The organism is Niabella yanshanensis (assembly GCF_034424215.1).
Taxonomy (GTDB): domain Bacteria; phylum Bacteroidota; class Bacteroidia; order Chitinophagales; family Chitinophagaceae; genus Niabella; species Niabella yanshanensis.
The window spans coordinates 5,178,901-5,201,853 of the sequence record NZ_CP139960.1 but is presented as its reverse complement, the minus strand read 5'-3'; the positions used below and the strand labels follow the sequence as shown (position 1 = coordinate 5,201,853).

Sequence of the window (22,953 nt, the reverse complement as noted above, 5' to 3'; positions counted from 1 at the left end):
TTTTTTCCTGTTCATTCAAAAATTCATACCATGATGAAAAGGGCATTGCTTTGCCTGTTATTAACGGGCAGCTTACAGCTTTTATTAGCACAAAACATCATTGAAAAGAGATATAAAACCTCTAAAGACCAGCCGGTTCTGTTACAGTTCAGCTATCCTAAGGTTAAAGTAAGCAGCTGGAACGGGGATGAGATCTATGTAAAGGCTACGGTTAATATCAATAACAATAAACAGAACAATCGCTTTGAATTGCTGGATCAAACCGTTGCCGGCAAGCTACAGATATCAGATTCCATCGACCTCAAAAATATCGACCGGCTATATTTTGTGGAATCAAACGGTGTAAAAAAACAATTTGAAACGAAAGCAGATTTTGAACAATACAGGGAAGCACACAAGGGCGAAAAAATGTCAGCCTACAGCACCCATGATGTCGATATCGAAATAGAAGTAATGCTGCCTGTGAAAGATCATATAACCGTCCGGTCGAAGTTTGGCCTGGTTGAAGTACAAAGCTATCCGGGCCCGCTTATTGTACAAACAGAATACGGAAAGATAGATGCCCGGCTCGAAGAAACCCGGGTGGGCAAAATAAAACTGACCAATCATTATGGAAAAATCTATTCCGATTTTGATCTGAAGCCCGTTGAAAAAGAAGATAAAAATTTTTATACATCCATTACTGCTGTTCCTGGAAAAGGGCCGGCATACGAATTAAGCTCTAAATTTGGGAATATATATTTGCGGAATATCCAATAGCGACCGATGATCCCACCAACGAAGGTTCTCCGTATTTTTATATGCCTCGATCTTATAAGCTCTGGTCCTTAAATACCATCTAACGGTCTTAACTAAATCGTTTTTTATAAACAAGGTACATTTCACAGCCATTGTCCTTCCGGTTGGCATGGATTTCATCAATGCTATTACCGGCCCGTGCAAGGAAGCCGAGATTTTTCAGGGTACTTTTATGGGTACTCCTATCGCCCAAAGTCGGCATATTGGTTACCATGTCTTCAACAGCAACCTTGATAATCATAGCATTAAGATTGGCCTTTATATTAAATCTTTATTCGTAATAAAAAGCTTACCTTCACAAGAAGCGCATAAGCATCCTATACAATAAAACAGGCTCAATATAGCCCGTGTCGGATTCTTCTCTATTCAGATACTCCCCCATTCCATTCTTTTTTGAATCCGGGTAACTTCGATCGTTTGATTTTTTTCCGGTAATAGCCGGCAATTATTTTCTGCAAACAGATACAAAAGCTACCACTATTGTGTCTTTTAAAAACATTCTTATGCATTTTGAAAAACATGATCTCGATATGGTGCACTATAACTGGAGCGTGGCGGCCCGGATATATGAAGGCCCTCCCAGTCGCAGAAGCTTCGACAAAAGCAATGGAGCACAGGTGCTGTTTTTAATCAACCACTATGCTTCCTTTGATGAGCGGCTGAACCAGCAGAAGTTACACCTGCTGGAGCAATTATTACGCTGCAAATTGCCTTTGGAGGCCCGGAGCGAGATATCTGTATTTAAATGGATGACGGAGCAGCTGCTGTATTCCGATAAAACAGCTCCGGAGTAGTCATTCCGGTAGTACACATCGTCCGGATCTTTTACAGTGGCTTTACTTACGGTTCCATTTTATAACAAGACAATGCTGGTTTTATTGCCCTTCAACTTTCTAAAACAAATTCTTTTTTTATGAAGAAGTATAACACATCGCGCCCCCAGGCACTCCGTATCCAACTCAACAATAAGGACATTCCAACAGGACTGGTATATTTTACAGGCAATGCCATTTCTTCCTGGAGCAATCGCGTGGAGGGAGTAGCCACCGAATTAAATAACTGCACCTGGCATGAAGACATATCCAGCGGAATACTACTGTATATCGTTACAGACATGAAAAAATAAACGGCTGTCAGTTGCATAACAAGTAAGCAAGCATCTGAACCTTTGAGTTTATTCCAGTTAATATGACCACCAGTATAGAAATCTTTCAAAGTATAAAGCATTTAAGCAGGCAAACGTTTAATCCTTGTCGCCGGCTTAACATCAATGACCTCACTGAAACATGCTCCGTATCTAAAGACAAGTTGCTGGTGCTGCTGGTTGAGCTCGAAAACAGGGGTTTAATAAAAATCAACCACACAAAAATAATAACGGTTCACCTTACGCCGTATGGTATTTTACAAGATGCAGTAACCGGAGGACTGAATAGCGAAGACCCCTAGAGCCCACTGCCCGTAGCAACCGTCTTATCTACCTGTGATAAAAAACGCAACCAGATTCAAAACCCGTTCAGAAATAACTGCTACAAGCAGCTATATACCCCAAACGGTAATTTCCAACAGCTACTTCCTGCACCATCAGTCGACAAAGCCGACCTGCATATCAGCGATATTCATAAAAATACCGATTAACCAGGCTAACGAACAAATGGACGAGTAGCCACGGTTCTTACTTTACCGGACCTGATCTGTAAAGGGAAAAGCCCGGTCATACTATTGGGACCAGTTATGTTTTCGCATCCGTAGGCGCGGGTATGAATATCAATGCTGCCGTGTACCGTTTCCAAACTATACGATAAGCTTAACCCGCTTTTATTCCCCTTTAGTTGATCTTTTGAAGGCATTTGATATAAATCACCAGGTCTTTATGTTCCTTTTCCCGGTAAAGTGTGAGGTAGGCGCCGCTAACAGCTTTCACTTCATATACATGCTTCGAAGAAAAAGGGGGTAATAACTTTACCAGGTCGCCAACAATGATACTACACATGTCATAAAGATAACGCTTCCTGCCGGGAATTATTGTTAAACTTCCCACCCGACAAGGCACTGCTGCTCATTGAGGTTTAAATCCTCTATATCGTCATATGTTTCAACGGATCGTTTTGCCCAATAGCCATTCCACAAAACAAAAAAAGGGAGAAGATAAGAATACCCCCTCCGTTGTTTTACATGAGAAAAAAAATAAGAGGTAATCCTCTTTATATCCTGCGACACCCGGAATCCGGGTGCGTTATAATTAACAGATATCAAATGCCATTCATTTATGAGCTGGCTTTAGCTGAACTACTTCTACTTCCGACACTCAGCTGGCTACCATTATTAATGGTAGCAACATCTTTTACAAAGAACTTACAGCGCCGCAAATGTAGCTATTGTGAGGATGAAAATGGAAAGAATAAATTACTTAATTATAATACAATAGCACCCCGCAATAAAAAGACACTATTGGGGGACAAATTATGTTTTTCCAACATAACATACATCCTCCCCGCTGTCGAAAAAAAAGACAGGGCTATTGCATCTGGTTCTATCTAAAACAGGATTCTTCATTATAAACAAGTCTTTCTGACTATCGTTTAGATGGCCAGGTCGCCAAAAACACCTTACACACCAAACTTCTGTTCTAAACGATATCCGGCGGTGGCTGATACTTTCGGAATGTACAGTCCCGGACTTCTTCCCGGGCCTCTCTAAAGACAGGTATAGTTGTAATCAATGTCTCTATTTTATATTCTATCCATTGGTGGGGATATATCACCGGGACAGCGTGTTTTATTTTTGGTCACCCGTAAGTTGATATCGTTGTACGGCATTTTGAATAGGCTCCACCGTTCGCAGGTATTGATAAATAGCCTGCAGGTCGGCTTCACTCATGCCGGCATACATTTGCCAGGGCATGGGCGTATTGATCATTTGTTCTGTCATCACAGGACTTTTATAACTGCTGTCGGCATATTGTTTAAACCGTTGTATAAAACCCTGTTCCGACCAGCCGCCAATACCTGTCTTATGATCCGGTGTAATATTGGGCGAGCGAACGATGCCCGCCGGCTGCTGAAAATCCCGGCCGCCCCCGTATTCGGTTCCGGCTATCAAAGCGCCCTTTTCCACCTGGCTATGACAGTCTACGCAGCCGGACATATTCACCAGGTATTTCCCATATAATATCCTGTTAGCAGTATCAGGTTGGGGAGCAAAGGCAGCTTCTGCAGTCATGGTATTTACCAGCAGGCTGACAGGGAAATCTAACACTCTTTCGGGCACTTCATTATTGATGGGGCGAAGGGTTCTGATATAAGCAATAATACTGTAAATATCTTCCTGATCCATTTGCCCGTAATGATGATAGGGCATTAAGGGAAACAGGGCTTTACCGTCTTTATTTACACCCGTGGTAATAGCCCTTAATATCTCGCCATCTGTCCAACCTGCCAGCTTAAAGGGCGTTATATTGGGCGCATACAGTGTACCCGGAAAGCCCATTTCTTTTCCAAACCGCTCGCCCCCGGCGCCCAGCCCGCCGCTCAAAGGCCCTGCAAATTTCGACCAGTCCTTGGTGCTGTGGCAATCCATACATACCGCCACGTGGTGGGCTATATACTGCCCCCTGGTAATACGCGCCGGTGTGGCTTCAATTACGATATCGGGAGCAGGGTTTGCCCGCGGCAGGTAAAAAGCCAGGTAGATCCAGGTACTGAACACCCCGGCCACAATAAAAACGGCGATTGCCAGCAGTACTTTGGTTGTTCTTTTCATAAACGTTTTAGTTAGTAGTAATGTTGTTGTTGGACAGCCTTATTAAAAACCTGTAGCAGCTACTCCATTCACGGCTTTATGGCATATCCTGCATATAGCATATTCATGTCTTTATCTTCCACCAGCTGAAAATGTTGGCCCAGCTCTACGAAGCCCCATTTCCCTTTCGCCCTGTTGCGCAGGTAACCCAACATTTTGGGGAGGGAGATATTCGGTTTAGAGCCGATATGTTCCTGCCACTCCAAACCGCTCGCCCGCAATAGTTGCCTGATCTCGGATGGTTTTATAAACATATCCCATACATGCAAATGCGGTGGCATAAAGGCCCATCGCTTCCACTCCTGCCATATTTTAATAGCAACAAGTTTACTTACGAATGTGCGGTTAATCGTATCGTAAATGAATACACCGCCCGGTTTCAGCACCCTTGATATTTCGGCTATTACCCGGGGTAAATCTTTAACATGCTCCAATACATCACAACAAAACACCGCATCAAAAGAGGCATCAGCAAATGGGATATGCTCTCCACTGCCGGCCGCATACCGGATGGGCCATCCCCTGGATTTGGCATGATTAGCTGCAGCCAGAACCGAGGCTTCCGCCGGATCGATGCCCGTTGTATTGAAGCCCAGCTGATGAATCTCCTCCGTAAGAATACCGCCTCCGCAGCCTACTTCCAATGCTGTTTTGCCGGTAGTATTAAAGCTCAGCTGTTTTAAGACCCTAGCAGCATACCCCACCCTCCAGGGATTCACCGAGGTTTTTAAAATATGCAGTACACTGTTGGTATCCCACCAGATGTCGCCCGGGGTTTCATATACTTTATTATTGATGCGGTTATAAATAGCATCGGGTATTTTGTCCATCTTTAAATTTTTAAGCAACAGATACCCTTTCATGAGTTACAACGACCTGTTGCAGGCATAAAGAGAATAGTATTAAGAAGCTACAGGTACCAACCCATATTGCAGCATCACATTTTTAAGGCGTTCTCTATCCGGTGGTGCGCCTGCCTTCATCAGCTCAAGTATATCTTTGAAATAGTCTGCTGTAAATACTCCCGGGTTAGCAAAGGCCAGTATCTCTACGGTTTCGGTTGTTTCATTAATGAAACTATGTATGCGTCCTCTTTTAATAAAGAAATGATCTCCAGGATTAAGCTGTAGCAGCTGGTCATCTACCCGCAGGGTAAGGCTGCCTTTCAGACCATACAGCGTTTCGTCAAAATTTTCATGAAAATGAGCAGCAGGCACTTTGGCATTAGGATGTATTACTACTTTAAACAAAGTAAACTGTGCATTGGTATCACCGGCATCCAGGCAAAAATGTATTTCCAGGCCGTTTCCTAAATCTATTAATTCAGAGGCTTTCATATTGTTCTGTTTAGATCAGCAAAACAACGGCTCTTAACCGATAAATTAGTTGACGCGCGACAAGAAAATTATGCTTCACTGGTCTATATACTTTGAAAGTTCCCTAAACGGAGTATTTATTACCGATCTGTCTGTATTTTTTGTTATTTTGTTACCCATGCAAAAGCCCCTGACAACAGACATCCTGCGCGAAACCCTGGAAAAAGTACATCATTTTACCGATGAAGCCTACCAGCAATTGGTGGCCGTTTTCGAGGAACGAACAATTGCTAAAAATGAAATGCTTTTTAAACAGGGAACGATCGTAAAAAGCCTTGGCTTTATATTAAAGGGATGTATGCGGCAATACCAGGAAGGGTCTGGGGGATCCGAGCGCAATCTGTTCTTTGCCGAAGAGGGCTGGTGGTGTGGTGAGATGGATAGTTTTATTAACCGCAGCCCTTCGGTGGCCGGCATGCAGGCTGTAGAAGACTGCATCATCCTTAGTGTGGGACGGGAAGCCTGGGAACAGGCTACGCGAACCATCCCTGATTACGCCCTGTACCAGATCAAAAACCGTGGCCGTACAGTGGCATGGTTTAAAAATAAATTAGGTTCGCTCCACACCGAAACACCTGATGAAAAATACAGGCGCATTTTAAAAGAAAGCCCTCACTGGATCAACCGCTTGCCGCAATATCATATAGCCAGCTACCTGGGCGTTACACCAGAAACTTTAAGCCGCATCCGTAAGAGGAATTGCTGGTAGCGGCGGTAGTCCGGCATATATCATATCGCAGTTGTCCCGGTGCCGCCGGCCCCTATAAACCGCCAGCTTTGCGCAATGCGTGCACCAGGCTTTTCATTTCTGATTCATTCATCGAAGCAAAACCCAACCGAACCCCGTTTACCGAAGGATCGCCCTGGTTATAGTTGCTCCCATCACTCATGTAGATATGATCTTTGGCCAGTTGGGCAGCTATGCGGGGAAGTGGAAAGCCGGCCAGAAACTCGGACCATACCGCCATGCCTCCCGCTGGTTTCCTGAAATGAAGCATATGTGGCAGGTCATGCGTCAATAATTCGCAAAAAATATCCCTCCGCTCCTTGTATAGCTTTACTGACCGGGCAATATGACGCTGCATGTCCCCGGTTTGAAAAAGATAAGCAATGGCTTCTTCCATCAACAGGTCTCCCCTGATCTCCATCAACGCTTTCAATTTACCAGCCTGCATTACAAACCCGGGATCTGCTACCAAATAACCCGACCGAACTGTCAGGGCCAGTGTTTTGCTGACCGACCCGATATAAAGAATCAAACCCTGGGGATTGGTACTGGCTAAGGGTAGTACCGGGTTGTTTTCATAATGAAAATCGTAGTCATAGTCATCCTCAATAAGTGGTAGCTGGTAGGTTTCAATAATGTTCAGTAAACGTACTCTTCGCTCCGCACTTAAAGTAACAGTAGTAGGATGATGATGATGTGGAATAATATAAAGTAAATCCGGCGGGGATATCTTACATATCGATTCAATAGCGTCTACATCTATACCCTGCTCATCAACACCCACTTTGATCAATTTGGCTCCCAGGTGCTCAAACACTTTGTTGGCCATTGCATAGCTTAAGGAGCCAACGATCACTTTACTTCCGGGTTTTACAATCATTTGCGCGGCCATATATATAGCACCCTGTGCACCTCTTGTGGTCAGTATATGGTCGGGAGTCACCTGCATGCCCCGTGTTTTTGACAAAAACGATGACAGCTCCTGCCGCAAGGCTGCAGCGCCTGCCGGCCGCTCGTTGATAATAGAGGTGAGTTTTGATGGTTTATTCAATAAAAACTTATACCTGCTTATTAATGTATTTAAGGGCGCTATACGGGCATCCGGGTAGCCGTCATCAACCAGCAGCTTAAAAAAGGGCTTTGCCTGGGGCTCTCCAGGCAACGCAGCAGCCAGCTTTTGGTAAAAACCGGTCTGTATTCTTTTCTTCTCTATACCGGCCGCCTGCCGGTTCAATTGCCGGGCCTGCAAAGCCGGCAACTGCTCAACCACCCTTACTCCTTTTCGCAACGCAATATCAATCCATCCACGGGCATTCAGCTCCCCGTAGGCCGCAACAACAGTACTGCGATTCAGCTTCATGATACGGGCCATCTCTCTACCCGATGGTAGCCTGTAGCCTGGTTTAATTGTGCCAGTTATAATGAGCTGCTCCACTCCGTTAGCTAATTGCTGAAATACGGGAACAGATGAGCTCTTATTGATTTTAATGATGGTATAAAATGGTAAAGTCTGGACTGTCATGAATCTGATATCTGGATGGTCTGCGGCCTGTAATGCTGTTTTATTTTTGCAAAAGTAAAGATCTGGAAAGGCGCTGATCAAACCGCGTTCCCTTACAAAATACGCAAATAGATACCAATAAAAGCAGCTATTGCTGATCAAAGGTTTCAGTATGCTGCGTCATTACCGGTAAAGCAACCAGTTTGGCAACCTTATCTGAATCTGTATCGAAGCATAACATTCATTTCAAATTTAAATAAACAACATGAAAATTTTAGTAATCGGAGGAACGGGATTGATCGGGAGCCAGGTAACCAGTCAATTAAAAAAACTGGGACATGAGGTTATTGTTGGCGCACGCTCGGCAGGCATTGACATTATAACCGGCGAAGGGCTTGCAACAGCTATGACCGGCACCGATGTGGTGATCGATCTTTCTAACTCGGTTTCGCCGGAAGAAGAAACAGCCATTCGTTTTTTTCATACGGCCGGGGAAAACCTCGTTGCAGCGGAAAAGATGACAGGCATTAAACATCATATCGTACTATCCATTGTAGGCATCGACCGGGTTCTTCATATTGGGTATCTACGGGCCAAAAAAGCACAGGAGGACCTCATCAAGTCATCAGGCCTGCCCTACACCATTATCCGGTCTACACAGTTTCACGAGCATATTACCACCATTATGGCCATGCAGGGAGCAGGCAATGACATCCACGTATCCACGATGGATTATCAACCCATCGCAGTGGAAGATGTAGTTAACTATATCACCCGTGTAGCCCTGGCGCCTCCTCAAAATGGCACCGTTGAAATTGCAGGCCCCGAAAAAGGTCCCATGAACGAATTTGTGAGCCGGTATCTTACCCTCAAAAACCGCGCTGAGCGGGTGATACCCAATGATGACAACCGGTATATGTCTTTTATTTTCCCTAAAACTGCACTGGTGCCTGAGGGCCATTTTATTGCAGGGCTGGTTAAGTTTGATGCTTGGGCAAAAAACTAACTTCATCCGGTGGTACCGGTAGATGCTGGCGATACCCCTTTAATCGCTCCATTAAAAAAGGCGCACTTGCTAACAACACTTATTAAGGGTGCCTCTCAAGTTGGTGCGCCTACCATGGTATAATGTTGCAGACAAAAAGGATGCCGGATCAGTAACGAGGGCTCCTGCACGAATGGTTGCGAAAACCATTTTACAAGCCGCGCGGCTGTTATCGAGTATCCATTGTCTGTAAGGCAGAGGCATGCAATTCCCTGACCTATCACACATATAAGGTAGTTGGTGTCATTTGCCCATATGCCGCTATCCTGGCAGCTATAATTTTCCTAACTTCTTATTTCACGGCGCATAAAAATATAATAGCCTATTGCAAAGCAAACCACTGTTGATGCCACCAAACCACTTACCTGCGGCCATACAATCATCAGGCTTTCCCTGAACGGTAAGGGCGCAGGAATGGCACCAGCCATTTGCTCCATGGTTACCGGCCCGAGGCTACGTACAGAGGGCATTAATAAAGTGGTGGTAGCATCGGTATAAAGCTGGCTGGGCGATACACGCAGCAGCGTTAAAATAAGCTCGTTGTAACGGGCAATTTGTTGGGATGACAGAAAATCAGGGTCCGGTAACACGGTGCGCACTACCAGGTTAACCAGGACCTGGTAAAACACTGTAAAAAAAAGCCAGATACCAATAGCCGTCAGGGCTGAGGTAGCCGCCTGCTTCAGGCCGATAGACAATAGTATAGAAAGGCTTAACCAGAAACCAACATATAAAATACTGATCGCAACGAATACCAGTATTCTCAGCAATTCCTGCGGCTCCATCCTTACACCTGTTATCAAAAGCCCTCCCCCTATCATCAGCAATACCAACGCAATAAAAAGAGTACTTACAATAATGAGCGTGCTTACAAATTTGGCCAGCAAAAGGTTGTCCCTGTAAACCGGCTGCGCCATCAGCCTGATCAATGTTCCGTTGTTTTTTTCAGCGTTGACAGCATCAAAACCCAGGCTGATCCCCAGGAGGGGTCCGAGAAAGCTGAGAAAAACATGAAAGGGCGGCATGGAGTTTTGGGTTGCCGTCAATAGCTTAAGATATAAAAAAATATGATCCGGATCAGTAGTATTACCCACCGCCTGTTTCAGATTGCCCAGCGATACATACATCGATGCCAGGAAGGTGAGCACAATAAGCAGGAACAATACTATAAAACGCCAGCTGCGTATGTGATCAGCCATTTCCTTGCTTACGATTACCCAAAAGGGACTATGAGCTTTGTGCCCGGCAGTATTACCAGGCTTTACGCTTTCTAAAGAAAGACTTTTTGATAACATGCTCTGACTTTTCATTTGCTGTTTCTTCTATTGAATTATTTTCAAAATATTTCTGGTAGATGTCTTCCAGGCCATATTCCTTACGCTGTACCCCTGTAACGTCAAAACCTTTTTCAACATACAGTTTTACAAGGCGGGCGGTGATATCATTGCTGCATGAAAAATAAATAGTATCTCCAACCAGTTCCGTTTTTTTGATCGCCTCCCAGGGCCCGGGCTCATTATCCAATGGCAGCGGTTCCAGGGGCGCTGTCCCTAATGTAATAGCCGTAGTATAACCGTCCCGGTTAAACAGGTTGCCCGACAATGCGTGAATACTTCCTTCAGCAAGAAGCTTCCCTTTTACAAAAATGCCCACCCGGTCGCATACCTGCTGTACCTGGTGCAAGTGATGAGAAGAAAGCAAGACCGTAAGTCCGTGCCGAACACTCAGTTCTTTGATCAAATTCAAGAAATCTTTAACACCGGCAGGGTCAATGCCCAGTGTAGGCTCATCCAGTATAATTACTTCCGGTTTTTTTATAAGCACATCAGCCAGGCCCAGGCGTTGCTTCATCCCCCGCGAGTAGGTTGATGTTTTTTGATGCAGGTGAGCGGAGAGGCCCACTACCTGCATCATCTCTTCTGCATGGCTTTTTACCTCCTGTTCCGGTAAGCCGTTTAAGCGTCCCAGGTACACCAGGTTTTCAAGGGCTGTCATATTATCGTAAAACCCTACACTATCCGGCATATAGCCCAGTTTTCTTTTTACTTCAATAGGGCGCGACGTAGCATTGATCCCGGATACCCAGGCACTGCCTGCCGTAGGTTCGCTAAGGCCCAGCATCATCAGTATCGTTGTTGTTTTACCGGCTCCATTGGGGCCCAGGAGGCCAAATACCTCCCCTTTTTGAATATCGAGGTTTAGTTCATCAACTGCCTTAAGGGTACCATAGCACTTGGTTAATCCCTTTAGCTGTATAATAGGATCCATCTGTAATTGTTAGGTGATTAATACCGCCGGCAGCGGTAACAAACTTTCCGCGGGCACGCAGTGGCAGCGCAGCCGCTTTTATCCCTGTCGCCCTGCTACCTTCTCCCGTATTTACGTACCAGGTAATAAACGAGGGCTATAGCCGCCAGGATAACTAATACGCCTATCCAGCCCGAAAGAAGGGAGGTGGTTACCACCAGCCGGAAGTTTGCCTGGGCAGTGCTGTTCGTGTTCTTAACGCTGAGGGTGCCGGCATAATCTCCGGCTATCGTTTTATCAGGTACTTTAATCCTAACGGTTATGGTAGCAGTTTTGCCGGGCTCGAGTTGCTGTATTTTGGCCGGTTCAAAAGTTGACTCCCATTGCGGAGGTAGCTGCCCCGAGAGCTCCAATTCATTGAGCGGCAAACTGCCTGAATTTTTTACGACGAGCTGAAGGTCCCCGCTACTGCCGGAAGTGATCTCTTCACTTAAACGCCCTGTAGGTGTGGTGAGTTCAAGCGCATAGGAGCCCTTTACCACCGCCTCCAGGTTCAGGAGCAGGGTATCCGCTTCCGAAACCGCTTTTACAGGCAGCCGGTATTTATCAGGTTTTGCAGCGGTCGCAGCATTTACCTCTATTGAAATGTCCTGAGACTTTCCGCTGTCCAGGTTTAGGGACCGAACCAGGCTACCCTCTACCCGGTAAGCAATCTGCCATCCGGCCGGCAGATCTGTTTTTAATTCATAAACCCGGGAAACCGGGGATCCGTTGTGCAGGGTAGCCGTATAACGGAAGGTTTCGTTGGTAGGCGCTTCAATATTCATTAACCGGGCAGTAAAACTATTCTTACCATCGGCTCCCGGTGAGGCCTGCTGGGCCCACAATGAATAACATAAAAAATAAATAACAACAACAAGAGACAGCCGCAATGCGCTGGTACGAGTAAATAAAGATTCTGTTAACATGATCTAATAACTAAATTTATAATTGTAGTTTGTAAAAAATGTCTTTTGAATAATTGTTACCGGTATTTTTTTATAAAATGGCGTGCTAATTTAAAAATTGAAAATTAATTTCAAAAGTATTTTCTAATTTTTTTTTACATCGCCGCAGCACGCCATTATCAATAAACTTTGGAAACAGTATTAAGCGTAATACCAACCCCTTCAATGCCCGCAACAACACCTCAGGCGTAGATCAATAGCTTTCTGCACTGGCGGCTCTGCCCGGCTTATTTCATCTTAATGGCCTAAAAAAGCTATCGGTTTCATTATACTTTTGAATTTCAGTTTTTTAAAAGATCAATCGTATAGCTACTGGTTGGTAAGAGAAATTTTGGCAGAAAAAAATGTCAGCAAAACTGAAAAAAATGCGGTGCGCATCCGGTGGCACAGGCTTTGTTCAGGCTTGTACAGAACAGCATGCTGTAAGATCTTTCATTATTGTTTAACTAAATTAAAAGGAGGTTGATTATGTCACTCATCAAAAGGAATGGAAATTTCCCCTCATTCCCCACGTTGTTCGACGACTTATTTAGCCGCGAACTTTTTAACTGGAACAACAGTAATTTTTCATCTACCAGCACTACGGTGCCTTCGGTAAACATCAGGGAAACTGATAACAGTTTCGAAGTGGAAATGGCAGCTCCTGGTATGGAGAAAAAAGATTTTCATATTTCGCTTGAAGGCAATACCCTTACCATTGCCTCTCAGAAACAAAGCAAACAGGAGAAGGACGAAGAAGGTTATAGCCGAAAAGAGTTCAGCTATCAGTCTTTTCAAAGAAGCTTTGAGTTACCAAAAGATGTGGTAGATGAGGAGAAAATTTCGGCCCGCTACGAGAATGGCCTGCTTCATTTAACCATACCTAAAAAAGAAGCCGCCAAAAAGAAAGCGCCACGGCTTATTGAAATTGGTTAAAACAACTACAGGCCCGCAAAACGGGCCTGTAGTTTGTCGTTTAAAGCATATACTATGAACGAAGTGTTTAACATTACTGTAGACATGAAAGTGGCTGAAGGCTATGTCGAGTATTGCCGTTTTTTTATCAACACCAACCTAAAGGCCGCGCAGGATACTTTTGATCAGTTGTCCGGCCTTCCGTATACGAACAACAACCTGCTCCTTCGCCTGAGCTTTGTACGATCCGGCAGCTTACCTGATGAGGTACTGGCCACCAAATACTGCACACTCGATGAACTGGGCCGCAACTGCCGCCTTATTACACTGGAGCTCTTTAAATACTACAATCTCGACCAATACATACCCGGTGATGCGTTATGAATGCCTTTTTGATTTCCTTATGCCAGGTATGCCTGGTTATACTGGCTTTAATATTTTTATTGCGAAAGGTTAAACAGCCTTATATAGTAGCCTATATGCTGGCCGGTGTACTGCTGGGCCCACAGCTGTCAGGTACTATTGTTAACACCAGAGAAATTGAAGCCATTGGCGAAATTGGCATTTTGTTGCTTATGTTTTTCCTGGGCATGGAGGTAGAAGTGCCCGACAGACGTAGCCAGCTGGCCAGGCCCGTCACAATGCAGTTGATCAAAATCATACTTTCCGTTCTTTTTGCTGTTTTGGCCGGCAGGCTGGCTCACTGGTCGATAGTGCATACTCTCCTTATTGCCCTGTTGTTTATTTTTAATAGTACGGCAGTGGTTGCGGAGTACCTGCGTAAAAACGGGGAACTGTCCGCCCCTTTAGGAAAAACGATCCTGAATATGCTGGTGTTCCAGGATGTACTGCTGGCGCCGGCCATCATCCTGCTTCAATTTTTGGGCAATAGCAGGGTTACGTGGAGCAACCTGGTACTGCCTGTTACGATATCGCTGTTGGTGTTCCTGCTATTCCGTTCTATGCGTAACCGGCACAACGTTCAGCTTCCCCTGCCTGTTTCGGAACTACAACGCGATCACGACCTGCAGGTGTTCGCAGGACTATTCATCTGCACCGGCTTTGGCGTAGCCGCCGAGCTCGCAGGCATGAGCAGTGCCCTGGGCAGCTTTATTGCCGGTATTATTATCGGTAAAATGAAAGCCTTTAGATGGCTCGAAAAATCGCTGCTTCCTTTTAAGGTGTTTTTTACTGCTTTGTTTTTTCTTTCCATAGGGTTGCGCCTCGATGTTGAGTATATAGCTTCGAACTATGCAACTGTACTTTTTGCCACCCTGCTACTGCTGGTTAGTAACAGCATTTTATCGGCTTTGACTTTCAGGGCGCTCAAGTATCAATGGAAAGAAAGCTTTTATGGCGGAGCTCTTCTTTCACAAACAGGTGAGTTCGGCATCCTGGTACTGTCGCTTGCTTATAAAGCAGGAGTAATCGACTATCGCTTTTTTAAATCAGGTATTGCTATTACCGCCTTATCCCTGCTGGTTTCTACTTTATGGATATCGGTTTCCAGGAGATTCTTTTATCATCCCCTGTTGCATCGACAAATCCGGGAAGGGTAAATCAATCTTCTTTATACTCCTTGCAGCCTCCCGTAACTGAATATAAAACTATTCCTGACCCATCAACCCGTTAAAACACCAAAACACTACGGCGTATGATGATTCCCAATACAGGCAGGAGGTCCGGGTGCGAACCCTCCCGCTGTAGCAATAATACATGAGCTGTATGCATTATTATAGGTGCATAGCCTGGCTGGTATTATACCCTTTTTGCAGCAACACCAAAATGATGAACACAAGGAATCAGCTTTTATATAATGACGGGCGCTTACACTAACAGCCTCAGGATCTATTGTTGCGCCACGTTAAACGTAAAGGTCTGGGCTCTCTTGGCTTTTATTTTGCCCCTCCTTTAACAACTGCGGGATGCCATTTACCCGGATGACAGCTGAATGACCCGGGTTATTTCATCGGCCATACCATAGCCGGGGTCTTTTAAGATCATCACTTTATCGATGTTGCCCAGGGTATCTATAATAAAACGGGCGGCCACCATATAGCTGCCGGGAGGGGCTCCTTTATTTCTGGCACATTGCCGTTTAAATGCCGGGCCACAAAGCTATTCCATGCAGCTTTTCCTCCTGCAAACACGGCATCTTTCTCCAGTTGCGGCGGTTTGTTTAGAGGCATGGTGTCCTTTGCATACCTGTTGCCTGCATGCACAGGCTGGTAAACGGCCAGGCCTGCCAGGCATAGTATAACCACTGCCATTATTTTTTTCATAAGCGTAATAAGTTTTGAATGTTTTAAAATCCCAATAAAAATAACAAAAATGCGGCGTTGATACTATTTCCGTTGTCCATAGCCGGTGAGTAGAAACTGTTACTGCATTAAAGGTTGCGAAAAAATGGTAGTGCTGTTTTTCTGATGTACATTTAAAGCGCATTCAATTTCATAAAAAACCGGTTTTATCTCTACAGTATTCAATCCAATGAAAAAAGGAGACCTTTTACAATTACGTTTGCAGAACCAGGGTTTATTATCCCCCCGTTTCGAAAAACCACAGGATGCCGTAGCTCATTTGGGAGCCATGCAGGCGCAGGACTTTAATATGGCCACCTGGGCAGCAGGCCTTCGGCTCAAAAACCCCGGCCGGGCTGCTGTTGAAAGCGCCATCCATTCGGGGCAACTGATCAGAACCCATATTTTGCGCCCCACCTGGCACCTGGTGCACTCCAAAGATATACGGTGGATGATGCAGCTTTCTGCACCCTATGTAAAAAAAGCAACACAGTTTGTTGATAAAAAAGAAGGCCTGAACGATGAGCTATTTAAAAAGTGCCGGAAAATCATAGAGCGCCTGCTCAACCAGGCAGATCAAATTACGAAGGAGGATATCCTGTTGGCTTTATCAAAGCAGCGTATAACTATTAGTTCTTTATTGACCACACAAATTATTATCCGGGCAGAGCTGGAAATGGTGTTATGCAATGGAGCCGCTAAAAACACTTATGTCCTTTTTGACCAGCGAATACCGCCGGCTGCAGCCCTCTCTAAAACGGAATCTATCGTTCAACTGGCGCAGCGCTACTTTCAGTCCCGCGGGCCTGCAACGGTAAAAGATTTTGCCTGGTGGAGCGGACTGGGCATCCATGAAGCCAAAACAGGAATAGCAGAACTGGGACCCCAGCTGGAGCAATTTATATTTAATGATCTGAAGTATTACTACCTGGGTGTTGAAGGTAAAACTCCCTCCACGAAAGCTGTTACATTACTGCCCTGCTATGATGAATATACCGTGGGGTACGCTGAAGGAAGGGCTATTGCTTTACCCCCGGGTTTGGATAGCGCCATTATCGGGAACGGTATTTTTAAACCCGTCGTTTTATATGGCAATGAAATAGTGGGTACCTGGCAAAAGAACCGGAAAACAGGGCTGGCCGAAGTGCAGTTACTGGATGAAACCAAAGCAGTTCCCCCGAAAAAGCTGGAGGAGGGCATAGCAGCGTTTAACCGGTTTTACCAGGCAGGCATTCGGAGCAAATAAACGGGTTATCTCATTACAGAACCGTTGATAAAAACACCCACCAACAGCGGGAACGCATCGCTACCCCGCATACCTGGTCGCTGGTGAAGACGCCAACGGCGGCGAGACGCATTACAAGCCCAACAGGATCGTTGGTGAAGACACCAAACACGGCAATAAAATAAAAATTGGATTATTGAGTTATTTTGCCTACTTTAGAAATATAATTTTAGCTATACTTATGATCCAACAAATTAACGCTAACGATATTCTTCGTTCTTTATTAATAGTTGCAGCTAACTCAAATAACTGTACATAAGGGTACGTTAGGATATCCTGAATATTCTATCCTATTATATAAGATGACCGATAAAAGAAAAGTATTTTTTCAACTCCTGCCAGTTTGAAGAATAATTAATTAAATACTGACCAACAATAACTTAAAACAAAAAAAATCAATTAACAATGAAAAGAAACACCATCTTAACAATTGCGTTAGCAACACTGCTTGGGGGATGCGCTAAAGAAAAAAATGAAATCGTTGCTGACGAAAATGAGATTAAAAAGGTTGATGCAGTTATGGGCAACACTACCCCGGGTCCTGGTACCGGAACCGGTGGTGGCGGTGGAGACAACTATTCTTTCAGCAGTCCCATTCAGATTTACGGAACCGGGCCTGATTATACTTTCGGATGGGGTAATTCCACAGTCCAGTTATACTCAGTTTCATTGCCGAACGGAAGCCCTACGCACTATTACGCAGTGGGTAGTGACACAACACTTGTAGGACTTGCATCCTGTGGCTCTTCTTATACAGCCTGGGGAAGTTTAACCAGCGGCAGTGGAAGTTTACTTACCATTGAGCAGAACTATTGCACTTCTTATTATAATGGTTCGTCTGGTTCACTTTGTAACTCATGGGCATACAGAACACTTAGTGGCTATTTAGTAAGGATTCACGGTAATCCGGATAATACCGCACTTGCCCTGGTTCCTACCGGAATGTTAAAGACCTACAATTCTACCGGTACACCACCCATCGTCCCTATCGACTAATTTGTTGTATATTTTGATAATATTCGAAAAGGCTGCTCTTTCTGCAAGAGCAGCCTTTTTTCTGCCCTTGCCGTTGTTCTCACCGGTAAGCTACCGGTAAAGCCATTACCCTTCTTAATCCTGTTTTAAAGGCATTACCATATTCCAGGTTTTATCTACCTGGTAGGGCTTGTCACCCGACCCCTTAGCAGCAAACAGGTGCGTAGGTTTCCCGTTTTCAAACAATAAGAAAGGGCGTTCCAAATTGGCCTGCCGGGTAACCGTTCCATCATCCATAAGAAGCACTATTACAAAACTTCCACACCAACGATCTGCAAAGCGGCATTGCTTTTGCAACCGGTTCCCCGCAACAGCACCTGTTTTTAAAACAAAGAATCCCCCATGAAGATCGCAACCTTTAATATCAATGGTATTAACGGCCGGCTGCCGGTATTATTGAAATGGCTTAAACTGGCTTCGCCGGATGTGGTATGCCTGCAGGAGCTGAAAGCGCCGCAGGAGAAGTTCCCCGAGGCAGCCCTCCAAAAAGCAGGCTACCATGCCCTGTGGCTGGGACAAAAATCGTGGAATGGGGTAGCCATCATGTCTAAACAACCCATGCAGGAGCTGCGTCAGGGACTTCCGGGGGACCGTACGGATACGCATAGTCGCTACCTGGAAGTGATTACTTATGAAAAAGTAATTGCCTGCATCTACCTGCCCAATGGCAACCCTTATCCCGGCCCAAAATTCGATTACAAGCTGGCCTGGTTTAAAAGGCTGATCCGCCATGCTAAAAAGTTGCATGCCATGGAACTACCTGTTATACTTGCCGGCGACTATAATGTAATGCCCACCGAACTGGATGTATATAAGCCGGAGAAGTACCTGGAGAATGCCCTTTTCAGGAAAGAGATCCGTGCGGCTTATCAAACCCTGTTAAAGCAGGGCTGGACGGATGCGCTGCGCCACCTGTATCCTGATGAAGCGATCTATACTTTCTGGGATTACCTGCGCCATGCCTGGGAGCGCAATGCCGGCCTGCGTTTGGATCATTTTTTATTGAGCCCTATAGTAGCGGCCAACCTCCAGTCAGGCGGTGTGGACAAGAAAGTAAGGGGTTGGGAAAAGGCGAGCGATCATGCCCCAGCCTGGATTGAAGTTTTAGATTAAAGAGCGTAACACCTCGATATATCAATGGGTGATTCTTGATAAAAGTACAACTACGATTATTTAAATGGATGGATGGCAATTATTGCTAAAACCACAACTATTAGTAAATTGCCACATCATTAAATACCATTATCATCATAATAAAGGTGCGCTATTTTACGAGAACCAGCCTGCTTCAGCTTATGTTTCCCCAGATCCTGCAGTTTGCAGTGCTGCCCTTTCTTCTAATACTCGCCCGGAACGCAGTTGCGGGCAACCTGGCTGATACACTGCAATGTAGTTAACAATTTGCCAAAACGCAAAAATGGCCCGGGCTGTCTGTTGGCATAAAACTGCCCTGCAATTGGGTGGTCGATACCGGCTACAGCGCCGGTCACTTCTCGGTCATTACCGGCGTCTTAAAAAAAGCTACTGTCCTGGTTGGTACGGTAAGTTTTACACCTGCTCAGAATGTTCTTAACGTCGAGGCAATTGACTTCCTTTTAAGTGATGAAGAATTGCGCTCCGCCACACGCCATACCGGTACCCACCTGGGTTTTAAGCGCCTGGTTATAGACGGCTGCAAAGCGGGAGAAGTAACTTTAAAAGCTCAGAACGAAGTGAAAGGCACTACCATTTACAGCTACAAACTATATTATTATATTTATTCAAAAGAGGGTATCATACTGCTGAGTTTTACAGTACAAAGCCAGAAAGAAAGCTCCTCCCAAAAGGAGTTCTTTGAAAACCTGGAACTGCTGAGAATGACCGCTTCTAATATGTCTGTTCACTGGTAAGCCGGATCTATCCAAGCTTCTTTCACTTCCGTTTCGATTAAAAAGCCTGCCTCCGGACCCAGCCTTCAACCGCACTATCCGCTGTACGGGGAAAATACCCGGTTTCCTGTCCATAGGCGGCCCTTACCTTTAGGCCCGTTACCAAGGAGACCTTATTTTCAGAACCCACTACTATGCCCAACTGCCAATACCCCTTTGCCTTTTTAAAAAAAACCGGCATCGCCCTTCAATCTCTTTCTCCGGATTACACCCTTAACCAGTGCATTTTCAAAGGCAGTACCAATATGACAGCCCCGGTACCGTCCTCTATTTTAATGCTGAAATACTATCGATACCAATGAACAGTACCTTAACACCCCGCCCCTCGAATAAACCCCGCATGACCCAGGTTTACTATTTTCAGCACCTGGGTATTATTGCCTACCGGGTTACCAACGATGAAACCGAATGGGTTTTAATGAAGATAGAAGATCCCCAAACCCTGGCCAGGCGCTTTATTTCCATGCCGGCTTTTGAGCAGGAATATCAGCATCTGCAGCGAAGCGCCTGGTATCGGCTTAACTACAAAAAATTTGAGTTAATTTCATCCTACGAGACTGGTGTGCCGATGCCCAATGCTGGAGAATGGGCGCAAATTGCAGCAGATTTAGACAATAGCCCCTAAAAAGCAGGCTTTATGTTGTTCATGAAAAGAAACCTGAAGATCCCGTTCAAACAGGCTGCTGAAAAAACAGCTAGTCGGAATAAATACCACAGCTTGACGAACCTGCCACAAGTAGTAATACTCCTCAACCAGCTGGAACTAAATTCCGTCATTGTGTTTTACCATCTTTCTATCCCCAATAAGTCAAGCCAACCTAATTACAATAACTGCGATCTACATATACTTTGCTACCGCCAGCAGTATAATAATAACAGCCGCCCCTGGGACCGGTATGGTAAACTCTGCCAGAGGAAGGTTTGCGGCTGCCGTTGGCTTTTTTTGTGCTACCGGTTTTATTACCAGCGCTACCCTTACCTTCAGTTGCCGTTCCATATTTATAAGAGATCGCGCTCATCTTTCCCTGAGACGGTGTAGCATTAGCATAGTCCCAGGTATTATCGCTATACAAATTGACAGCAGTACCATTCTTTGTTTTCACTACATGCAATAAAGTTTTTTGCGCGCAGGAGACCTGGCTTATCAGGCTAAAAATGAGGATCGTAATAAATTGATTCATGATACAGTATTAGAGGATTCTGTTACAAGGTAATTTTGTTGATACTTTTCAACAGTAGCTAAAAGTTCCTTCCTGTATTTATAGATATCATCCAATGATTCCAGTAGTTTTTTCTCACCATTGTCTTTACCATTATGAAACAGTTCCAGGTATTTTTTAGAAAAATTAAAATGTAGCCGTGCCAGGGGCTTACGGTTATTATCATCCAGCAATACTCCGAAATAAGATTGGGTATCTCTGAACGCAATACGGGCTGAAGGCACTACCTCTCTTAAAATAGCTTTTACAATCTGCGAGCCTTCTACCTCTTCTTCCGTGGTAATCGCCTTTACAGTTTCAATATTTTCATCAATTGGTAATATAGTCTCTTCTTGCTGCTGGGAGGGAATCTTATCATTCATACTGAGGGCATTTTTTAGCCGGTAGCTGATGGATTCATTAATGGAATTGGATATGGCCCTCCGCGCATATTCTCTAAAAGTGCTCAGCCGCGACGCTGTTAATGGCTTTTCAAAAAAGCGATTAACCAGAAGTTTTACCAGCTCATCAGAGGGCTCCTGTAATTCTTTTTCAAATTCACTACGAATAGCTTTAATATACTTTAAGGCCTCGGCAGAATCGAGGATACTATCCAGATTATAGCCCTGTTTTGTAAAATTCTCCAGGATCTTCAGGTTAGATTCTTTCAGATTGGCAATATCCAGTGTAAAAAATGGTTTATCGTCCATAATATTGGGACGCTCCAGGTCGGCATAAAAATTATAGACATGTCCGTTGGTTAAAACACCGAAACGGGATTTCGAAACATGAAAGTACCGGTGCAGCTGAGAGTTGTGCGCATCGGCCTTCTCTTTCCAATGTTTACATTCAATTATCAATATGGGCTCACCATCTTTTTTGATGACATAGTCGATCTTCTCCCCTTTTTTGGTGCCAATATCGGAGATAAATTCCGGGATTACTTCGGTAGGATTAAAGATATCGTACCCTATAATTTGTATAAAGGGCATCACAAAAGCGTTCTTGGTAGCTTCCTCGGTATTGATCTGGTCTTTGAGTGCATCTACTCGCTGATGCAGTTGTTCCAGTTTAAGCTTTAGATCATTTTCCATTTGCGTAGTTTTTATTGAGAGCAAAGAGCTACCAGTAAAAAGGCTTCTCCCTGTTAGAGCTAAAATAATACATCCTTCATTCTGTTATTTACGGGAAACCGTATTGAGCGCATTTTTATCGCCTCCTCAGATATGTTAACGGGCAGTATTAGCTGTGTGCTTTGATCGTCGCCATTCCCAGGGTGCTATGGGATTGTGGTCACCCCAAACACCTACCCTCGCCTTACGGGCTTTATTTTCCAGCACAGCATAGGTAGTATCATCAGAGTATTTTTTAAAATGCCAGGCCAGCCCGTTTTTCACCAGCTCCTTATTTAAGTTCCGGCCATCGGCTAAAATAACTTCCGCAATCAGTCTCCGGTTACGATCATATTTATAACCGTGCACCAGCGACACCTGCATTCCAAAAGACTGTTGCGAAACAAATTCCTTTGCCTTTGCGCCAAAAGGTTGCTTTTTCTCAGGGCAGTCGATATGCGCCAGCCTTACCACCTGCTCTTTTCCGTTAATCAGCACGACGAAAGTATCGCCATCTTTTATGCCGATTACTTTGTGCGGTGAGGAAGCAACGGAACTATGGATAAAGGGAGCAGCGGTATCCGTATAAATATTTTCATACAACTTTTCTTCCGAATGTGCACAATCTAACAAAAGGCTCGTAAAAAAAGAAGCAATTTGCAAACAGCTTATATACCAGCTTCCCTTCATATAATAAGTTA

27 protein-coding genes are annotated in these 22,953 nt (G+C 44.8%); 13 read left to right on the top strand and 14 right to left on the bottom strand.

Annotated features, from left to right (window positions below):
• Window positions 1-30: 30 nt before the first annotated feature.
• A complete protein-coding gene (locus U0035_RS21495) occupies window positions 31-759 on the top strand; it encodes a DUF4097 family beta strand repeat-containing protein (RefSeq protein ID WP_114791025.1) in 729 nt (242 codons plus the stop codon).
• An 88-nt stretch (window positions 760-847) separates the two neighbouring features.
• On the opposite strand, the gene U0035_RS21490 is transcribed toward U0035_RS21495, so the two are convergent.
• Window positions 848-1,039, bottom strand: coding sequence for a hypothetical protein (locus U0035_RS21490; protein WP_114791024.1), 192 nt, complete (start codon window positions 1,037-1,039; stop codon window positions 848-850).
• 262 nt (window positions 1,040-1,301) lie between these two features.
• On the opposite strand from U0035_RS21490, the gene U0035_RS21485 reads away from it, so the two are divergent.
• Complete coding sequence (locus U0035_RS21485) at window positions 1,302-1,592, top strand: hypothetical protein (protein WP_114791023.1); 291 nt, start codon at window positions 1,302-1,304, stop codon at window positions 1,590-1,592.
• A 119-nt stretch (window positions 1,593-1,711) separates the two neighbouring features.
• Entirely contained in the window at window positions 1,712-1,924 is a 213-nt protein-coding gene (locus U0035_RS21480; RefSeq protein WP_114791022.1) for a hypothetical protein, read from the top strand.
• Window positions 1,925-2,623: 699 nt separating this feature from the next.
• On the opposite strand, the gene U0035_RS21475 is transcribed toward U0035_RS21480, so the two are convergent.
• From U0035_RS21475 to U0035_RS21460, 4 genes are all read right to left on the bottom strand, one after another.
• Window positions 2,624-2,848: a hypothetical protein gene (locus tag U0035_RS21475; RefSeq protein WP_327138709.1), complete on the bottom strand. Its 225-nt coding sequence runs from the start codon at window positions 2,846-2,848 to the stop codon at window positions 2,624-2,626.
• 725 nt (window positions 2,849-3,573) lie between these two features.
• Window positions 3,574-4,557: a c-type cytochrome gene (locus U0035_RS21470; RefSeq protein WP_114791019.1), complete on the bottom strand. Its 984-nt coding sequence runs from the start codon at window positions 4,555-4,557 to the stop codon at window positions 3,574-3,576.
• Window positions 4,558-4,625: 68 nt separating this feature from the next.
• Window positions 4,626-5,426, bottom strand: coding sequence for a bifunctional 2-polyprenyl-6-hydroxyphenol methylase/3-demethylubiquinol 3-O-methyltransferase UbiG (gene ubiG / locus U0035_RS21465; RefSeq protein WP_114791018.1), 801 nt, complete (start codon window positions 5,424-5,426; stop codon window positions 4,626-4,628).
• Window positions 5,427-5,498: 72 nt separating this feature from the next.
• Entirely contained in the window at window positions 5,499-5,933 is a 435-nt protein-coding gene (locus U0035_RS21460) for a cupin domain-containing protein (protein ID WP_114791017.1), read from the bottom strand.
• Window positions 5,934-6,090: 157 nt separating this feature from the next.
• Between U0035_RS21460 and U0035_RS21455 the strand changes: the two genes are divergently transcribed.
• Window positions 6,091-6,681: a Crp/Fnr family transcriptional regulator gene (locus tag U0035_RS21455; RefSeq protein ID WP_162817867.1), complete on the top strand. Its 591-nt coding sequence runs from the start codon at window positions 6,091-6,093 to the stop codon at window positions 6,679-6,681.
• Between the two features lie 52 nt (window positions 6,682-6,733).
• Here U0035_RS21455 and U0035_RS21450 read toward each other — a convergent pair whose 3' ends face one another.
• Window positions 6,734-8,221 (bottom strand): aminotransferase-like domain-containing protein, encoded by a 1,488-nt coding sequence (locus U0035_RS21450; RefSeq protein ID WP_162817866.1) that lies wholly within the window; start codon window positions 8,219-8,221, stop codon window positions 6,734-6,736.
• Window positions 8,222-8,465: 244 nt separating this feature from the next.
• On the opposite strand from U0035_RS21450, the gene U0035_RS21445 reads away from it, so the two are divergent.
• Window positions 8,466-9,206 (top strand): SDR family oxidoreductase, encoded by a 741-nt coding sequence (locus tag U0035_RS21445; RefSeq protein ID WP_114791014.1) that lies wholly within the window; start codon window positions 8,466-8,468, stop codon window positions 9,204-9,206.
• 323 nt (window positions 9,207-9,529) lie between these two features.
• Here the strand turns inward: U0035_RS21445 and U0035_RS21440 are convergent, their stop codons facing one another.
• From U0035_RS21440 to U0035_RS21430, 3 genes are all read right to left on the bottom strand, one after another.
• Window positions 9,530-10,540 (bottom strand): ABC transporter permease, encoded by a 1,011-nt coding sequence (locus U0035_RS21440; RefSeq protein ID WP_114791013.1) that lies wholly within the window; start codon window positions 10,538-10,540, stop codon window positions 9,530-9,532.
• Window positions 10,497-11,513 carry an ABC transporter ATP-binding protein gene (locus tag U0035_RS21435; protein ID WP_114791012.1) on the bottom strand — a complete coding sequence of 339 codons (1,017 nt, stop codon included), beginning with the start codon at window positions 11,511-11,513 and terminating at the stop codon, window positions 10,497-10,499. Before U0035_RS21435 ends, U0035_RS21440 begins: the two co-directional genes overlap by 44 nt.
• Before the next feature lie 95 nt (window positions 11,514-11,608).
• Complete coding sequence (locus U0035_RS21430; protein ID WP_114791011.1) at window positions 11,609-12,460, bottom strand: COG1470 family protein; 852 nt, start codon at window positions 12,458-12,460, stop codon at window positions 11,609-11,611.
• 507 nt (window positions 12,461-12,967) lie between these two features.
• On the opposite strand from U0035_RS21430, the gene U0035_RS21425 reads away from it, so the two are divergent.
• The 3 genes from U0035_RS21425 to U0035_RS21415 are packed head-to-tail and all read left to right on the top strand — an operon-like array spanning window position 12,968 to window position 14,952.
• Window positions 12,968-13,414, top strand: coding sequence for an Hsp20/alpha crystallin family protein (locus U0035_RS21425; RefSeq protein ID WP_114791009.1), 447 nt, complete (start codon window positions 12,968-12,970; stop codon window positions 13,412-13,414).
• A 54-nt stretch (window positions 13,415-13,468) separates the two neighbouring features.
• A complete protein-coding gene (locus tag U0035_RS21420; protein WP_114791008.1) occupies window positions 13,469-13,777 on the top strand; it encodes a hypothetical protein in 309 nt (102 codons plus the stop codon).
• Window positions 13,774-14,952 carry a cation:proton antiporter gene (locus U0035_RS21415; protein ID WP_211316432.1) on the top strand — a complete coding sequence of 393 codons (1,179 nt, stop codon included), beginning with the start codon at window positions 13,774-13,776 and terminating at the stop codon, window positions 14,950-14,952. The genes U0035_RS21420 and U0035_RS21415 overlap by 4 nt, the downstream gene beginning before the upstream one ends.
• A gap of 471 nt (window positions 14,953-15,423) precedes the next feature.
• Here the strand turns inward: U0035_RS21415 and U0035_RS21410 are convergent, their stop codons facing one another.
• On the bottom strand, window positions 15,424-15,675 hold the full coding sequence (locus U0035_RS21410) for a hypothetical protein (RefSeq protein WP_114791007.1): 252 nt from the start codon (window positions 15,673-15,675) through the stop codon (window positions 15,424-15,426).
• A gap of 208 nt (window positions 15,676-15,883) precedes the next feature.
• Here U0035_RS21410 and U0035_RS21405 point away from each other — a divergent pair, with 208 nt between their 5' ends.
• Entirely contained in the window at window positions 15,884-16,939 is a 1,056-nt protein-coding gene (locus U0035_RS21405; RefSeq protein WP_114791006.1) for a winged helix DNA-binding domain-containing protein, read from the top strand.
• A 444-nt stretch (window positions 16,940-17,383) separates the two neighbouring features.
• Window positions 17,384-17,974 carry a hypothetical protein gene (locus U0035_RS21400; RefSeq protein WP_114791005.1) on the top strand — a complete coding sequence of 197 codons (591 nt, stop codon included), beginning with the start codon at window positions 17,384-17,386 and terminating at the stop codon, window positions 17,972-17,974.
• Between the two features lie 114 nt (window positions 17,975-18,088).
• Here U0035_RS21400 and U0035_RS21395 read toward each other — a convergent pair whose 3' ends face one another.
• Window positions 18,089-18,250 carry a hypothetical protein gene (locus U0035_RS21395; RefSeq protein ID WP_162817864.1) on the bottom strand — a complete coding sequence of 54 codons (162 nt, stop codon included), beginning with the start codon at window positions 18,248-18,250 and terminating at the stop codon, window positions 18,089-18,091.
• Between the two features lie 105 nt (window positions 18,251-18,355).
• Between U0035_RS21395 and xth the strand changes: the two genes are divergently transcribed.
• The 3 genes from xth (at window position 18,356) to U0035_RS21380 (ending at window position 20,566) form a co-directional block, all read left to right on the top strand.
• Window positions 18,356-19,126 (top strand): exodeoxyribonuclease III, encoded by a 771-nt coding sequence (gene xth, locus U0035_RS21390; RefSeq protein ID WP_114791004.1) that lies wholly within the window; start codon window positions 18,356-18,358, stop codon window positions 19,124-19,126.
• A gap of 347 nt (window positions 19,127-19,473) precedes the next feature.
• On the top strand, window positions 19,474-19,902 hold the full coding sequence (locus U0035_RS21385) for a hypothetical protein (RefSeq protein ID WP_114791003.1): 429 nt from the start codon (window positions 19,474-19,476) through the stop codon (window positions 19,900-19,902).
• Between the two features lie 337 nt (window positions 19,903-20,239).
• Window positions 20,240-20,566, top strand: coding sequence for a hypothetical protein (locus U0035_RS21380; protein ID WP_162817865.1), 327 nt, complete (start codon window positions 20,240-20,242; stop codon window positions 20,564-20,566).
• Between the two features lie 193 nt (window positions 20,567-20,759).
• Here the strand turns inward: U0035_RS21380 and U0035_RS21375 are convergent, their stop codons facing one another.
• The 3 genes from U0035_RS21375 to U0035_RS21365 form a co-directional block, all read right to left on the bottom strand.
• A complete protein-coding gene (locus U0035_RS21375) occupies window positions 20,760-21,122 on the bottom strand; it encodes a hypothetical protein (RefSeq protein WP_114791000.1) in 363 nt (120 codons plus the stop codon).
• The gene (locus U0035_RS21370) at window positions 21,119-22,234 is read right to left on the bottom strand and encodes a type I restriction endonuclease (RefSeq protein WP_114790999.1); all 1,116 of its coding nucleotides are present in this window, start codon (window positions 22,232-22,234) and stop codon (window positions 21,119-21,121) included. Before U0035_RS21370 ends, U0035_RS21375 begins: the two co-directional genes overlap by 4 nt.
• A 135-nt stretch (window positions 22,235-22,369) precedes the next feature.
• Window positions 22,370-22,942, bottom strand: coding sequence for a thermonuclease family protein (locus U0035_RS21365; RefSeq protein WP_114790998.1), 573 nt, complete (start codon window positions 22,940-22,942; stop codon window positions 22,370-22,372).
• Between the last annotated feature and the right edge of the window lie 11 nt (window positions 22,943-22,953).